This window comes from Streptococcus sp. SCPM-O-B-15294 (M123), assembly GCF_058200455.1.
This window is the reverse complement of the sequence record NZ_JBYQGU010000003.1, coordinates 110,610-124,770: the sequence shown is the minus strand read 5'-3', so window position 1 is coordinate 124,770 and position 14,161 is coordinate 110,610. Positions and strand designations below refer to the sequence as shown.

General features: G+C 41.9%; 16 protein-coding genes. 10 read left to right on the top strand and 6 right to left on the bottom strand.

Going from position 1 to position 14,161, the window contains the following annotated elements; all coding sequences use genetic code 11:
* Positions 1–26 precede the first annotated feature (26 nt).
* Complete coding sequence (locus tag AC3E8G_RS03570) at positions 27–1,697, bottom strand: formate--tetrahydrofolate ligase (RefSeq protein ID WP_414285986.1); 1,671 nt, start codon at positions 1,695–1,697, stop codon at positions 27–29.
* Between the two features lie 267 nt (positions 1,698–1,964).
* Between AC3E8G_RS03570 and AC3E8G_RS03565 the strand changes: the two genes are divergently transcribed.
* The 5 genes from AC3E8G_RS03565 (at position 1,965) to AC3E8G_RS03545 (ending at position 6,096) form a co-directional block, all read left to right on the top strand.
* A complete protein-coding gene (locus tag AC3E8G_RS03565; protein ID WP_490677048.1) occupies positions 1,965–2,651 on the top strand; it encodes a phosphopantothenate--cysteine ligase in 687 nt (228 codons plus the stop codon).
* Positions 2,652–2,656: 5 nt separating this feature from the next.
* Positions 2,657–3,196, top strand: a complete 540-nt coding sequence (gene coaC, locus AC3E8G_RS03560) for a phosphopantothenoylcysteine decarboxylase (protein ID WP_490677047.1) — start codon at positions 2,657–2,659, stop codon at positions 3,194–3,196.
* The gene (locus tag AC3E8G_RS03555) at positions 3,193–3,765 is read left to right on the top strand and encodes an ECF transporter S component (RefSeq protein ID WP_125329433.1); all 573 of its coding nucleotides are present in this window, start codon (positions 3,193–3,195) and stop codon (positions 3,763–3,765) included. The genes coaC and AC3E8G_RS03555 overlap by 4 nt, the downstream gene beginning before the upstream one ends.
* A gap of 155 nt (positions 3,766–3,920) precedes the next feature.
* The gene (locus AC3E8G_RS03550) at positions 3,921–5,639 is read left to right on the top strand and encodes a phospho-sugar mutase (RefSeq protein ID WP_490677046.1); all 1,719 of its coding nucleotides are present in this window, start codon (positions 3,921–3,923) and stop codon (positions 5,637–5,639) included.
* A 109-nt stretch (positions 5,640–5,748) separates the two neighbouring features.
* A complete protein-coding gene (locus AC3E8G_RS03545; RefSeq protein WP_414279328.1) occupies positions 5,749–6,096 on the top strand; it encodes a DUF6568 family protein in 348 nt (115 codons plus the stop codon).
* A gap of 27 nt (positions 6,097–6,123) precedes the next feature.
* On the opposite strand, the gene mutY is transcribed toward AC3E8G_RS03545, so the two are convergent.
* The 5 genes from mutY to yjbM all read right to left on the bottom strand — a co-directional run bounded on the left by mutY (position 6,124) and on the right by yjbM (position 10,726).
* Positions 6,124–7,278 (bottom strand): A/G-specific adenine glycosylase, encoded by a 1,155-nt coding sequence (gene mutY, locus AC3E8G_RS03540; protein ID WP_490677045.1) that lies wholly within the window; start codon positions 7,276–7,278, stop codon positions 6,124–6,126.
* Between the two features lie 91 nt (positions 7,279–7,369).
* Positions 7,370–8,344 carry a phosphate acetyltransferase gene (gene pta, locus AC3E8G_RS03535; RefSeq protein WP_490677044.1) on the bottom strand — a complete coding sequence of 325 codons (975 nt, stop codon included), beginning with the start codon at positions 8,342–8,344 and terminating at the stop codon, positions 7,370–7,372.
* 21 nt (positions 8,345–8,365) lie between these two features.
* Complete coding sequence (locus AC3E8G_RS03530; protein WP_195323993.1) at positions 8,366–9,256, bottom strand: RluA family pseudouridine synthase; 891 nt, start codon at positions 9,254–9,256, stop codon at positions 8,366–8,368.
* A complete protein-coding gene (locus AC3E8G_RS03525) occupies positions 9,253–10,071 on the bottom strand; it encodes an NAD kinase (RefSeq protein WP_281281320.1) in 819 nt (272 codons plus the stop codon). Before AC3E8G_RS03525 ends, AC3E8G_RS03530 begins: the two co-directional genes overlap by 4 nt.
* On the bottom strand, positions 10,055–10,726 hold the full coding sequence (gene yjbM, locus AC3E8G_RS03520) for a GTP diphosphokinase (RefSeq protein ID WP_490677043.1): 672 nt from the start codon (positions 10,724–10,726) through the stop codon (positions 10,055–10,057). Before yjbM ends, AC3E8G_RS03525 begins: the two co-directional genes overlap by 17 nt.
* Before the next feature lie 95 nt (positions 10,727–10,821).
* Here yjbM and AC3E8G_RS03515 point away from each other — a divergent pair, with 95 nt between their 5' ends.
* The 5 genes from AC3E8G_RS03515 (at position 10,822) to AC3E8G_RS03495 (ending at position 14,117) form a co-directional block, all read left to right on the top strand.
* Complete coding sequence (locus AC3E8G_RS03515) at positions 10,822–11,388, top strand: CYTH domain-containing protein (protein WP_490677042.1); 567 nt, start codon at positions 10,822–10,824, stop codon at positions 11,386–11,388.
* Between the two features lie 62 nt (positions 11,389–11,450).
* A complete protein-coding gene (locus AC3E8G_RS03510) occupies positions 11,451–12,407 on the top strand; it encodes a ribose-phosphate diphosphokinase (RefSeq protein WP_490677041.1) in 957 nt (318 codons plus the stop codon).
* 9 nt (positions 12,408–12,416) lie between these two features.
* Entirely contained in the window at positions 12,417–13,544 is a 1,128-nt protein-coding gene (locus AC3E8G_RS03505) for a cysteine desulfurase family protein (RefSeq protein WP_490677040.1), read from the top strand.
* Entirely contained in the window at positions 13,534–13,881 is a 348-nt protein-coding gene (locus AC3E8G_RS03500) for a DUF1831 domain-containing protein (protein WP_490677039.1), read from the top strand. Before AC3E8G_RS03505 ends, AC3E8G_RS03500 begins: the two co-directional genes overlap by 11 nt.
* Complete coding sequence (locus AC3E8G_RS03495; RefSeq protein ID WP_272078569.1) at positions 13,881–14,117, top strand: DUF4649 family protein; 237 nt, start codon at positions 13,881–13,883, stop codon at positions 14,115–14,117. Before AC3E8G_RS03500 ends, AC3E8G_RS03495 begins: the two co-directional genes overlap by 1 nt.
* Positions 14,118–14,161 lie beyond the last annotated feature (44 nt).

Sequence of the window (14,161 nt, the reverse complement as noted above, 5' to 3'; positions counted from 1 at the left end):
TTGTCCGCCAACCTCTATATAATTTTTTAGAACAATCCTAAAGCAGTACCATCTTCTGCTACATCCATGTTCAAAGCAGCAGGACGTTTTGGTAATCCAGGCATAGTCATCACTTCACCTGTCAAAGCAACAATGAAGCCTGCACCAGTCTTAGGTACCAATTCGCGAATGGTAATGTCAAAACCAGACGGCGCCCCGAGGAGACTTGGATCATCTGAGAAACTATATTGGGTCTTAGCCATACAAACTGGCAACTTGTCCCAGCCATTTTTCACGATCTGAGCAATCTGAGTTTTGGCTTTCTTCTCAAAGACAACATTGTCGGCTCGGTAAATTTCTTGGGCAATCTTAGTGATCTTTTCTTCAACAGAAAGGTCATTATCATAAAGACGAGTGTAGTTGGCTGGACTTGTTTCAAGTGTCTCCACTACGGTTTCTGCTAGGGCCAACCCTCCATCAGCACCATTAGCCCAAACGCTCGCCAATTCAACAGGAACTTGAATAGAAGCACAGAGTTCTTTCAGAGCTGCAATTTCAGCTTCTGTATCTGTGACAAATTCATTAATAGCCACTACTACAGGAACTCCGAATTTACGCATATTTTCTACGTGGCGCTCCAAGTTCGCAAAACCTGAACGAACAGCTTCTACATTTTCTTCAGAAAGAGCATCTTTGGCAACTCCACCATTCATCTTCAAAGCACGAATCGTTGCGACAATCACAACTGCAGATGGGCTAACAGGAAGATTTGGTGTTTTGATATCCAAGAATTTTTCAGCTCCCAAATCCGCCCCAAAACCTGCTTCTGTCACTACGTAATCGGCTAAACGAAGAGCGGTTGAGGTAGCTAAAACAGAATTACATCCATGGGCAATATTAGCAAAAGGTCCACCATGAACAAAGGCTGGAGTTCCATAGATGGTTTGAACCAAGTTTGGCTTGATCGCATCTTTGAGGATCAAGGCAAGCGCCCCTTCTACTTCTAAATCGCGGACATAAACTGGACTACGATCATAGCGGTAACCAATCACAATATTAGCCAAACGGCGTTTCAAGTCTTCAATATCTGTCGCCAAGCAAAGGATAGCCATGATCTCAGAAGCAACGGTGATATCAAATCCGTCTTCACGAGGAATCCCATTGAGCGGTCCACCGAGACCAACCGATACGTGTCGCAAAGCACGGTCATTCAAGTCCACTACCCGTTTCCAGATAATCCGACGTTGGTCAATGCCTAGCTCATTTCCTTGATGCAAATGATTGTCGATCAATGCTGAAAGAGCATTATTTGCTGTTGTAATGGCATGCATGTCACCCGTGAAATGAAGGTTGATATCCTCCATTGGGAGTACTTGAGCATAGCCTCCCCCAGCTGCACCACCTTTAATCCCCATAACAGGACCTAAAGAAGGTTCGCGAATGGCAATCATGGTTTGTTTTCCAATTTTATTTAATGCATCTGCCAAACCAATGGTGATAGTAGACTTTCCTTCCCCTGCTGGAGTCGGGTTAATCGCTGTTACCAAGATGAGTTTCCCTGGTTCTTCTTTCTGAACGGCTTGGATCTTGTCAAAGGTTAATTTCGCCTTATACTTTCCATAGAGTTCTAGGTCATCGAAGTGAATACCCAATTTCTCTACCACATCTGTGATTGGTTTCAATTCAATACTTTGTGCAATCTCGATATCTGTCTTCATCTGAATCTCCTCACTATTTAATAATCCTATTATACAGAAATTTCACAAGGATATATATTTTAAATCTCAAACTTTTCCCGTTCGTTCGGTTTTTGCTTAGTAATTCTGCTTTTTCAGCCTTTATTCCAATTTCTTATACCCTTCTATATGAAATAACTATGAGTCCCTTCGTTGTCTAGTCTACCGCCTTTGAATCCCCTTGACCAACAATCGTATGAGCCGTGTTCCTGGCTTTACTAAAATATAAAATTCTTGTAAAATAAGCCTATGAATATTTTGATTACTTCCGGTGGTACGAGTGAAAAAATCGATCAGGTTCGTTCGATTACCAACCATTCCACTGGTCAACTTGGAAAAATCATTTCCGAACGTTTTTTAGAGGCAGGTTTTTCTGTGACTCTGGTGACAACCCCAACTGCGGTTCAGCCTAAAGAACACCCTCATTTAAGAAGGATATTTATCAAAGATGTCGCTGAACTTCAAACCGTCCTTGAAAAAGAAACTCCAACTCACCAGGTGCTCATCCACGCGATGGCTGTCTCTGACTACAGCCCTGTCTATATGTCAGGTTTCCAGGCTGTCAAAGAAGCTAGCAATTTAGAGCATTTTCTTCATCAAACCAACCAGGAATCGAAAATTTCTTCAGAGGAAGATTACCAAGTTCTCTTTTTGAAGAAAAATCCTAAGTTGATTTCCTTAGTAAAAACTTGGAATCCAGACATTCGCTTAATCGGCTTTAAACTGCTGGTTGATGTAGCACAGGATCAACTGCTAGCCGTTGCTCGTGCTAGTCTCGAAAAGAATCAGGCAGAAATGATTGTTGCCAATGATTTGAACGAAATTCAAGACGGAAAGCATCGGGCTTATTTAGTTACGAAAGATGCTACTCAAATAGCAGAAACGAAATTGGATATTGCTCAAAAAATCTACCATCACATTATAAACAAAGGATAAAACCTATGGCGAATATACTACTGGCTGTAACTGGGAGCATTTCTGCCTACAAGGCAGCAGACCTCACCAGTCAATTGACCAAGCTCGGTCACCAGGTAAAGGTTCTGATGACTCCTGCAGCTACAGCTTTTATTACCCCTCTAACACTTCAGGTCCTCTCCAAACAAGCTGTCCTGGTAGAGGTCATGACAGAAGACGATCCAAAACAAATCCAACATATTGACTTAGGTAAAGAGGCTGATCTTTTTCTAGTCGCTCCTGCTAGTGCCAATACCATTGCAAAATTAGCCCACGGCTTTGCAGATAATATCGTAACAAGCACTGCTTTGGCCCTCCCGTCTGAGGTGAAGAAATTCCTAGCACCCGCTATGAATACCAAGATGTTGGACCACCCCGCTACACAAAACAATCTTGAAACCCTAAAAAGCTACGGCTACCAAATCATCCCACCGCGTGAAGCTTTACTAGCTTGTGGCGATCAGGGATCTGGCGCTTTAGCTTCCATCGAAACCATTCTAACTACTATACAGGAGTCGCTCTCATGAGAAAATCTTCTTCATCCATTGCACAAATTTCTATCTTCTTCGCTATCATGGTGACCATTCATTTTACATCAACCATGATCTTTCAATTCTTCCCCTTTCTAATTCCACCGACCTTCGTCCATATTCCAGTGGTCATTGCCTCCATTCTTTATGGACCACGTATTGGTGGGACCTTGGGACTCTTGATGGGACTCTTTAGTCTCACCATCAACACTATCGTTCAGCTACCAAGTAGTTATTTATTCAGTCCCTTTGTTGAAAAAGGAAACATTTACTCTCTGATTATCGTACTGGTTCCCCGTATCCTCATCGGGATCACCCCTTACTTTGTGTACAAGTTGATTCATAATAAATCCGGACTGGCAATCGCTGCAGCGGTTGGATCTTTCACCAACACTTTCTTTGTGCTTTCAGGTATTTTCATATTCTTTTCAAAAAATTATCCAGGTGGTATCCAAGCCTTCCTCGGTGCTGTTTTAACCACCAACTCATTGATTGAGGTCCTAGCGACAGTCATTCTGACACTAGCGATCATCCCACCTCTCTCAAAAGTTAAGAATTCATTATAAGTCATTTTCGTTTATCACACTTTTCAAATGAAGGTGTGATTTTTTTGTGGACACTCAGCATATAAATTTGAAAACAATTGCTATTGAATCTAGTTTTTTCAGAAAAAAAATGCTATAATGTAAGCGATTAATTTATAGAAATAAGGAGTTGCACTATGACTTATCAAGAAAACTTCCAAAAATGGGCTGATTTCGCTGACCTACCAGATTACCTTCGTCGTGATTTGGAAAGCATGGATGAAAAAACGAAGGAAGATGCCTTCTACACAAACCTTGAATTCGGTACTGCTGGTATGCGCGGATTGATTGGTGCTGGGACTAACCGTATTAACATCTACGTAGTCCGCCAAGCAACTGAAGGTTTGGCTCGTTTGATCGAATCTAAAGGTGGAAATGAAAAAGAACGTGGTGTAGCCATCGCCTACGATAGCCGTCACTTCTCTCCAGAATTCGCCTTTGAATCTGCAGCCGTTCTTGCAAAACACGGTATTAAATCCTATGTCTTTGAAAGTCTCCGTCCAACTCCAGAACTTTCATTTGCTGTTCGTCACCTAAACTGTTTCGCAGGGATCATGATTACTGCTAGCCACAACCCTGCTCCGTTTAACGGATACAAGGTTTACGGTGAAGATGGTGGTCAAATGCCTCCACACGACGCGGACGCTTTGACAACCTACATCCGTGCCATCGACAATCCATTCGCTGTAGAAGTTGCGGATGTTGAAGCTGAAAAAGCATCTGGTTTGATTGAAGTCATCGGTGAAGCTATTGATGCTGAATACCTCAAAGAAGTCAAAGATGTTAACATCAACCCTGCTTTAATTGAAGAATTTGGTAAAGACATGAAGATTGTCTACACTCCTCTTCATGGTACTGGTGAAATGTTGGCTCGTCGTGCTCTTGCTCAAGCAGGATTTGACTCTGTACAAGTCGTGGAAGCTCAAGCAACGCCAGACCCAGACTTCTCAACTGTAAAATCACCAAACCCAGAAAGCCAAGCAGCCTTTGCACTTGCTGAAGAACTTGGTCGCCAAGTAGGCGCTGATGTTCTTGTCGCAACTGACCCTGACGCTGACCGTGTTGGTGTTGAAGTTCTTCAAAAAGACGGTAGCTACCTTAACCTTTCAGGGAACCAAATCGGTGCTATCATGGCTAAGTACATCTTGGAAGCTCACAAAAATGCTGGCACTCTTCCAGAAAATGCAGCCCTTTGCAAATCTATCGTATCAACTGACTTGGTAACGAAGATTGCTGAAAGCTACGGCGCAACTATGTTTAACGTCTTGACTGGTTTCAAATTCATCGCTGAAAAGATTCAAGAATTCGAAGAAAAACACAATCACACTTACATGATGGGATTTGAAGAAAGCTTCGGTTACTTGATTAAACCATTCGTACGTGATAAAGATGCGATTCAAGCTGTCCTTGTCGTTGCTGAGCTTGCTGCTTACTACCGCTCTCGTGGTTTGACACTTGCTGACGGTATCGAAGAAATCTACAAAGAGTACGGCTACTATGCTGAAAAGACAATCTCTGTTACACTTTCTGGTGTTGACGGTGCTGAGCAAATCAAAGCGATTATGGCGAAATTCCGTGAAAACGGGCCAAAAGAATTTAACGCAACAGAAGTTTCAATCACTGAAGACTTCAAAGCACAAACATCTACTGCTGCTGATGGCACTGTAACAACCTTGACAACTCCTCCAAGTGATGTATTGAAATACACACTTGCTGATGGTTCTTGGATTGCCGTTCGCCCTTCAGGTACAGAACCAAAAATTAAGTTCTACATTGCCGTTGTTGGTGAAAGCAACGAAGATTCTCAAGCTAAAATTGCTAACATCGAAGCTGAAATCAATGCCTTTGTAAAATAAGAAACCACAAAAGATGAGATCAACCAATCTCATCTTTTTTTCGTATCAAAATACAGCATTTTTTCGCCCTTTATGGCATACTAGATTTATAAGAAAGCGAGGTAATCTCATGGAACAATTTTTAGAAGATATTAAAGATCTTGAAGTAACCACTGTTGCGCGTGCGCAAGAAGCCATCGACCAAAAAGAAACAGCAACCTTCTTTATTGGACGCAAGACTTGCCCATATTGCCGAAAGTTCGCTGCTAAATTAGCAACTGTAGTAGCCGAAACTGAAGCTCATATCTACTTCATTAATAGTGAAGAACCAAGTCAACTTGATGCTTTGCAAGCCTTCCGCTCTACCTATGGCATTCCTACTGTTCCAGGATTTTTACATGTCGAAGCCGGTGAAGTTACAGTTCGCTGCGACTCATCCATGTCAGAAGAAGAAATCAAAGCATTCGCTCATCTATAAAAAAAATAGCTAGAGATTATTCTCTAGCTATTTTTCATTTTCTGTAAAAGTCGTCCAAATCTTCTGCTGGGGTTTGGCAAAAGGATAGGCCGAAAATTCTTCCGGTTTTAACCAAATAATTGATTCACTGGTTGCTTGTTCTCCTTCTTTTACCAATCCGTACCGGATTTGAACCTGCCACTTGCGGTGCGAAAAGATATGCTGGACCATGGGATAAGTTCTCTCTTGCCAATCAATGACTAAGTCATAGTCCTGTTCAAAGGAGAGAATCTCTAGATTGCTCTCTGCTTGTTCTTTCTCGTCCAGCAGAGATAATTGGCCCAGGTTCTCAGATAGACTATCCACTTCAATCAAGGGAAAATGCCAGAAGCCTGACAAGAGTCCTTCTCGCTCATTTTTCTCCAGCAAGTAGCGCCCTTGGCTATCCTTGATAATAAAGGCTGTAAGATAGACTGGTACTGGTTTCTTCTTAGGAGCCTTGATGGGATAACGATCCATGGTCCCATGTTGGTAGGACGCACTAAACTCCTTGACAGGACTCTCTTCCGGCCGTGGGTTGACTGGGGACTCGATATCTGAGCCCAAATCCATCAAAGCCTGATTGAAATCACCCGGACGCTCTGGATCGATCAAGACTTCCATCATGGCTTGAAAAATCTTACGATTAGTCGGAACTCCGATATCGTAGTCAACCTCAAACAAACGAGCTAAAACCCGCATGACATTGCCATCCACTGCTGGCTCTGGCAAGCCAAAAGCAATACTGGCAATGGCACCAGCTGTATAAGGTCCAATTCCCTTGAGTTTTGAGATAGCCTCATAGCTTGATGGGAAAACACCCCCATGGTCCTCCATGATTTGCTGAGCAGCTTTCTGCATGTTGCGGACCCTCGAGTAATAGCCCAAGCCCTCCCAAGCTTTTAAGAGCTTTTCTTCTGGAGCCTGAGCTAAATCCGCAATGGTCGGAAACCAATCTAAAAAACGTTCATAATAAGGAATAACCGTATCGACACGTGTCTGCTGGAGCATAATCTCTGAGATCCATATTTTATAAGGATCCTGCGTCCGTCTCCAGGGGAGATCCCGTTTATTGGCATCATACCAGGCTAATAACTTTTTTCGGAAAGAGGCAATTTTTTCCTCCTCCCACATGATAATCCCGTAATCTTTTAAATCCATCATATTCCTAGTATACCATAGAATGACTTCTACTTTAGAGATTCTGACTCTACCATAAAAAGGCCTAGGAAATCCCTAAACCTTTCAATCATTCTTATTGTTCCACAGCTTGAGCTGCTGTGATCAAGGTCAATTTGTAAACGTCATCTGCATTACATCCGCGAGAAAGGTCGTTAACTGGTTTGTTCAACCCTTGCAAAACTGGTCCTACTGCAGCAAAGCCACCAAGACGTTCTGCCATCTTGTACCCAATGTTACCCGCCTCAATACCTGGGAAGATAAAGACATTAGCTTGTCCTGCCACCTTGCTTCCTGGAGCTTTCAATGCTGCTGTTTCTGGTACAAAGGCAGCGTCAAATTGCAATTCCCCATCAATTTCAAGGTCTGGACGAAGTTCATGAGCGATTTTTGTTGCTTCCACAACTTTATCAACACTTTCACCGAAACCAGAACCTTTGGTTGAATAGCTCAACATGGCGATTTTCGGATCGATGCCAAACATCTTGGCTGTGATAGCAGAGTTGATGGCAATTTCTGCCAAACCTTCAGCATCTGGATTGATGTTAATCGCACAGTCTCCAAACAAGTAACGTTCAGAACCACGAACCATGAGGAAGGCACCTGAAGTGCGTTTGACATTTGGACGAGTTTTGATAATTTGAAGGGCTGGACGAACAGTTGAAGCTGTTGAGTGAATGGCACCTGATACCATACCATCAACGATTCCCAGATGTACCAACATAACACCAAAGTAGTTGACATCGTCTTGCAAAATTTGACGCGCTTCTTCTTCTGTCATTTTACCCTTCCGACGTTCTACCAAGGAAGCTACCATCTCATCAAAGCCTGCGTAAGAATGGGGATCGATAACTTCGTATCCTTCTAAAATTCCTTCAATTTCAAGGTAAATACGAATTTTATCTGGATTACCAAGCAAGACAGGGGTTACGTCTGTTTCTTTTACAATCCGTTTTACTGCTTGCAGAATACGAGGCTCTTCCCCTTCTGGTAACACAATACGAGCATTCTTACCAACAAGGTTGGCTTTGAGACTTTCAAAAACTTCCATGAGTTTCTCCTTTGAAAAAAATTAAATATTTGATAACTGTTTTAAGACTTGGCTAAAATCATCTGGCAGAGAGCTTTCAATTCGGAGCTCCTCTTCCAAAAAAGGATGATAGAAAGCCAAGGAATGGCAATGCAAGGCTTGTCGAAGAATTCCATCTTCTAACGAACCTCCATAGAGATCATCTCCCAAAAGTGGAAAACCAATATGAGAAAAATGAACGCGAATCTGATGGGTACGGCCTGTATGCAACTGGATATCCACTAGATGAATATCACCAAAAGACTGGACAACTTGGTAGCTAGTATGAGCATACTTGCCACCTTTTGCTACTTTTCGGGTAATAATGGAGTCTTCATCACGCGCAATGGGAGCAATGATATCCCCTTTACTTTCCAACTCCCCCTTACCCTTTACCAATGCAAAGTAACGTTTTTGAATGGTCTTAGCCTGAAGTTGTTTATCTAAGCGAGCATGGGCATAGCCATGTTTGGCAAAAAGCATGATCCCACTGGTATCCTTGTCTAAACGGGTGACAATATGAACGAGCTGATTTTCATACTGATTGCGAACATAGTAACCCTTGACAAAGTTCGCAATGGTATTGGAATGAAGGGAGCTAGGAATGGATGCCACTCCTGCTGGTTTGTTGATAACCAAGAAATGATCGTCTTCGTACAAGATTTCCAAATCACGATCAATGGCTTCCAAGGCTTCATAACCTTCCTCAGAGGGAATATCAATCGTTACCTTGTCTCCGATATCCAGAAGATAAATGGCATTTTGTTCGACGCCATTGACTAAAATCTGACCTCCAGAAAACTTGATCTTGGCCAATAAGCCTTTTGAAACCTGATGTTTCTTCAGAAAGGTTTTAACCTTGACATGTTCATCTGCAATAAATTCGAACCTCATTCGTCAATATCTCCGATAAAGGCATCCTTGACCCGATTCCAGAAACTGGTATGGCTTGGGCTCGCTACGAAATTGATCTTGTGGTTATCAATCTGGTACTCGATATGGGCGATATTTCGATAGGAATAGGTTGAATTATCAACAGAGAGAATGTGAAAACCTGGCCGGCTAGGAGTGATTTCAATCTTATCTTTTTTGGGAACAATAATCGATGACCCCAAAGTTCGATAGACACGATTATTCAGACTAGCGATTTCAGCAATCTGAAGCGCTTCGATCGTCGGGTGAAGCACAGCTCCTCCTAAAGATTTATTATAAGCTGTGCTACCTGTAGGGGTCGAAACCGTAATACCATCCCCTCTGAATCGCTCAAAATGAACGCCATTGATGGTTAAATCAGCCACCATAGTTCGATCGCTACGTTTGATTGTCGCTTCGTTAAGGGCTCGCATAATCTTCGTATCCCCATTATCAAAAGTCACTTTGACATTAAGGATTGGGTAAGATACCTTGGCACCTGTATCGAACTTGAGATTTTCTACCAACTTGTCAATCTCATCATCTAAATAGTCCGTATAAAATCCAAGATGCCCCGTATGCACTCCAACAAAACGAACCCGATCCAATTGACTCTCGTACTTATGAAAAGCCGAGAGCAACATACCATCCCCACCGATAGAGATCACGATATCCGGATGCTTCTCAGTTAAGATAAAATTATTCTTTTTTAATTTATAACGAAGTTGTTGAAAAACCTCTTCGCTCTGGCGTTTTCGATTCCGAATAATCGAAACCTTTTTACCTGTAGTCCTCATCTGTATCATCACTATTTCCGACGCCATCGTTTAATTTACGATGCATTGGATCAAAAAGAGCTTGCGCCTCCTGAATGGCATCACGAATGGCACCCATTTCCTCATCGAGTTGATAAGCCAAATTCGCGGTGACTTCAAGACGCTTCTTAATCTCGTCTGGAAAATCTCCTTTATATTTGTAATTTAATGAGTGTTCAATGGTGGCCCAGAAATTCATAGACAAAGTACGAATCTGAATCTCTGCCAAAATCGTTTCATAGCCATTAATGGTATCTACTGGATACTCTACCACTACATGATAGCTTCGATACCCACTTGATTTCTTGTGACGAATATAGTCTCGTTCTTGAACCACGCGCATATCCTGACGCTTCCGCAAGACTTCTAGGACTTCGTCTACGTCATCTACAAATTGAACCATGATCCTCAGACCAGCAATATCTTGCATATCTTTAGCCAGGTTCTCTTCAGATATACTTCTGCGTTCCATCTTTTCGAGAATACTCTCAATCGGCTTCACACGACCGGTCACAAACTCGATTGGGGAATGCTTTTGTTGTTTGCGATACTGCTTTCTTATCCCACGAAGTTTAATCTTCAACTCCCCAACTGCTTGGATATAGGGATCTAAAAAATTTTCCCAATCAATCGCCATTGAATCACCTTGTCATCTCAAAGTTTTTTGTATAAAATAAACACATCTATTATTATATCATAAAGAGCTTGCAAACGAAAGAAAAGGACGTAGCTATGAATCATTTAGAAATTGAATTTAAAACCTTACTAACCAAGGAAGAGTACCATTCTCTAGAAGACTTTTTCAAAGACCAACCACCTATCCGACAAACCAATCACTATATTGATACGCCCGACCATGCTATCCGGAATCATCGGATGGCCTTGCGAATTCGTACCTTAGCTGATCGGGCTGAGCTAACCCTTAAAGTACCGCAAGATGAGGGACATTTTGAATACAATCAAGCCCTTACTTTTGAACAAGTAGAAACCTTTCTCTCCAAGAAGAAATTCCCTAAAGGTGAGATTGCCAGCTTTCTCACTGATTTAGACATTCCTCTAACTTCCTTAGATGTCTGGGGAAGTCTAGAAACAGAGAGACGGGAGAAAAGAATCCCTAAAGGATTATTAGCTTTTGACCGTAGTCGCTATAACTCTATCGAGGACTATGAGTTAGAAATGGAGGTGGATGCCGCTTCAGATGAAACTTATTTTCACGAATTTCTCAAGGAAAAACAAATTGAATACAAGCCAGCCAAAAGTAAAGTAGCAAGATTGGCTCAAAGTTTGCTAAATAGCTGAAATTACTGAATTTTTTTGCTAAAATAAGACTAGACAAAAATATCTAAATGAGGATCAAACACATGTCAGAAAAAAACAATATGAAGCTCTTCGCACTCAACTCCAACCAAGAAATTGCACAAAAAATTTCGGAAGTTGCTGGCATCCCACTCGGAAAGCTTTCTTCACGTCAATTCTCAGATGGTGAAATCCAAATTAATATCGAAGAAAGTGTGCGTGGATATGATATTTACATCATCCAATCTACTAGCTTCCCAGTGAACAATCACTTAATGGAATTGTTAATCATGGTAGATGCTTGCCAACGAGCAAGTGCCCATACCGTAAACGTGGTCCTTCCATACTTTGGGTATGCTCGTCAAGACCGCACTGCTGCTCCTCGCGAACCAATTACAGCAAAATTAGTTGCCAACATGCTTGTCAAGGCAGGGGTAGACCGTGTTGTAACCCTCGATCTTCATGCGGTTCAAGTACAAGGCTTCTTCGATATCCCAGTAGACAACTTGTTCACGATTCCTCTATTTGCGGATCACTATATCAAACAAGGTTTAACCGGTTCAGATGTAGTGGTTGTCAGCCCTAAAAATTCTGGAGTGAAACGCGCACGCAATCTTGCTGAATATCTAGATGCCCCAATTGCTATCATCGACTACGCCCAAGACGATTCCAGCCGTGACGAGGGCTACATCATAGGGGATGTTAAAGGTAAAAAAGCAATCCTGATCGATGATATTCTAAATACAGGAAAAACCTTCTCTGAGGCTGCAAAAATTGTTCAACGCGACGGCGCCACTGAGATTTATGCCGTTTCTAGTCACGGACTTTTCGTTAAGGGAGCCGCAGACCTACTGAATCAAGCACCGATTAAAGAGATTTTGGTTACAGACTCTGTAGCAACCAAAGAGCAAAAACCAAAAAATGTAAAATACATTACTGCAAGTGAATTGATTGGAGATGCCCTTGTACGTATCCAAGAGCGTAAACCAGTTAGTCCACTATTTGCATACCACAAGAAATAAGGTGATGGCGTGATTTATTTTGACAATGCGGCAACCACTCCCCTAAGCCCAGGAGTAATCAAGGTGATGACAGAAACGATGGAAACCAGTTTCGGAAATCCCTCTAGTCTCCACTCCCACGGTCGCCAAGCGAAAAAGATTCTTAGAGACGCTAGGGAATGCGTTGCAACTTGTTTAAAGACCTCTAGTCAACAGATTATCTTCACTTCTGGCGGGACCGAAAGCAATAACACTGTTATAAAGGGCTACTGTCTCAAACATAGACAGCAAGGGAAGCATATTATTACCACGGCTATTGAGCACCATGCCGTCCTGGAACCGATTGAGTACTTGGTCCAAGAATATGGATTTGAAGTAACCATCATTCAACCGGTCGATCAAAAGATTCGACCTGAAGATATTCGAGCTGCACTTCGTCCCGATACAGTTTTAGTATCCACCATGTATGCCAACAACGAAACGGGTGATCTCTTGCCTATCAAGGACATTTCAGACCTTTTAAAAGACCATCCTGCTGCTTTTCATGTCGATGCTGTTCAAGCCGTTGGTAAACTTGCTGTAGCCCCTGAAGAGCTAGGAGTTGATTTTCTAACCGCATCGGCCCATAAATTTCACGGGCCTAAGGGAGTTGGTCTTCTCTATGCTAAAAAGCCTGACTTCTTCAATCTCTTACACGGTGGTGACCAAGAAGACAAACGTCGAGCTAGTACAGAGAACTTGATTTCAATTGCTGGAATGGCTCAAGCCCTCAAAGAAGCAACTGAGCAGTTAGACGCAAATTATCAGTACATTCAGAGCTTATCTGAACGTATCCTAACAGGCCTAGAAGATTTAGATTTCTATCTGAATAGCACAGACTCCAAACTTCCTCATGTCTTAAACATCGGCTTCCCAGGTATCATCAATGATATCTTACTGCTTCGTTTAGATATGGCGGGAATTTCAGTATCAACTGGCTCGGCTTGTACTGCGGGGACTGTTCAGCCAAGTCATGTCCTTGCAGCTTATTATGGCGAAGATTCACCTCGCTTGAAGGAATCTATTCGCATTAGTTTATCCGAATTCAATACGACTGCTGAAGTCGATACTTTTATAACAACTATTCACAAAATTTTAGGAGAATTACATGGCATTTGAAACATCTGTCTCATTACCAAACTGCGATTACACATACGCAATCCATCCAAATATTAAAAAATATACCCTACGCGACAATACCTTTGCACAAACAAAGGTTGGAAACTACGAATTAAATCGTTTGTTAGAAGCTATTCCAAATAGTGGAGATGGCTTTAAGTTAAAAATTATCATCAATAAGGATTTAACAGGATTTAAAATTAACATTACTGACAAGTCAGGCCTTCGTTTGGTAAATATTTTTAAAAACCCAGAAAACAAGATTATCCAACAAAAATTCTACTTCCTCATGGACAGTTTAGTTGAACGTGAAATCTTTGAAAGGATTGAAAAGTAATGACCAATAGTCCTGTAGTCCTCACCTATTTGGATGCATATCAGAAGGAACGTCAGGTTAGCTACGACAACATCGATCACTGTCTATTAGCCTTCTCAGGTTGTGTGACCATTCCAGATTCCTATCAGGTTGTTTCTGTGACCTACAAGGGGCAAACCTTACCTTTCACTGGAAAAATCGGTGACTTCTATCGCTATCTGATTCAGTTTGATCAGAGTTTAAGAAATTCCAATTAAGAAAGAAAAACACCGTTTTGGTGTTTTTTTAGTAGAAGATAGTT

Bases quoted from the DNA above. Each gene is read 5' to 3' on its own strand.
- AC3E8G_RS03570 (WP_414285986.1), bottom strand. From the start codon at position 1,697: ATGAAGACAGATATCGAGATTGCACAAAGTATTGAATTGAAACCAATC.
- AC3E8G_RS03565 (WP_490677048.1), top strand. From the start codon at position 1,965: ATGAATATTTTGATTACTTCCGGTGGTACGAGTGAAAAAATCGATCAG.
- coaC (WP_490677047.1), top strand. From the start codon at position 2,657: ATGGCGAATATACTACTGGCTGTAACTGGGAGCATTTCTGCCTACAAG.
- AC3E8G_RS03555 (WP_125329433.1), top strand. From the start codon at position 3,193: ATGAGAAAATCTTCTTCATCCATTGCACAAATTTCTATCTTCTTCGCT.
- AC3E8G_RS03550 (WP_490677046.1), top strand. From the start codon at position 3,921: ATGACTTATCAAGAAAACTTCCAAAAATGGGCTGATTTCGCTGACCTA.
- AC3E8G_RS03545 (WP_414279328.1), top strand. From the start codon at position 5,749: ATGGAACAATTTTTAGAAGATATTAAAGATCTTGAAGTAACCACTGTT.
- mutY (WP_490677045.1), bottom strand. From the start codon at position 7,278: ATGATGGATTTAAAAGATTACGGGATTATCATGTGGGAGGAGGAAAAA.
- pta (WP_490677044.1), bottom strand. From the start codon at position 8,344: ATGGAAGTTTTTGAAAGTCTCAAAGCCAACCTTGTTGGTAAGAATGCT.
- AC3E8G_RS03530 (WP_195323993.1), bottom strand. From the start codon at position 9,256: ATGAGGTTCGAATTTATTGCAGATGAACATGTCAAGGTTAAAACCTTT.
- AC3E8G_RS03525 (WP_281281320.1), bottom strand. From the start codon at position 10,071: ATGAGGACTACAGGTAAAAAGGTTTCGATTATTCGGAATCGAAAACGC.
- yjbM (WP_490677043.1), bottom strand. From the start codon at position 10,726: ATGGCGATTGATTGGGAAAATTTTTTAGATCCCTATATCCAAGCAGTT.
- AC3E8G_RS03515 (WP_490677042.1), top strand. From the start codon at position 10,822: ATGAATCATTTAGAAATTGAATTTAAAACCTTACTAACCAAGGAAGAG.
- AC3E8G_RS03510 (WP_490677041.1), top strand. From the start codon at position 11,451: ATGTCAGAAAAAAACAATATGAAGCTCTTCGCACTCAACTCCAACCAA.
- AC3E8G_RS03500 (WP_490677039.1), top strand. From the start codon at position 13,534: ATGGCATTTGAAACATCTGTCTCATTACCAAACTGCGATTACACATAC.
- AC3E8G_RS03495 (WP_272078569.1), top strand. From the start codon at position 13,881: ATGACCAATAGTCCTGTAGTCCTCACCTATTTGGATGCATATCAGAAG.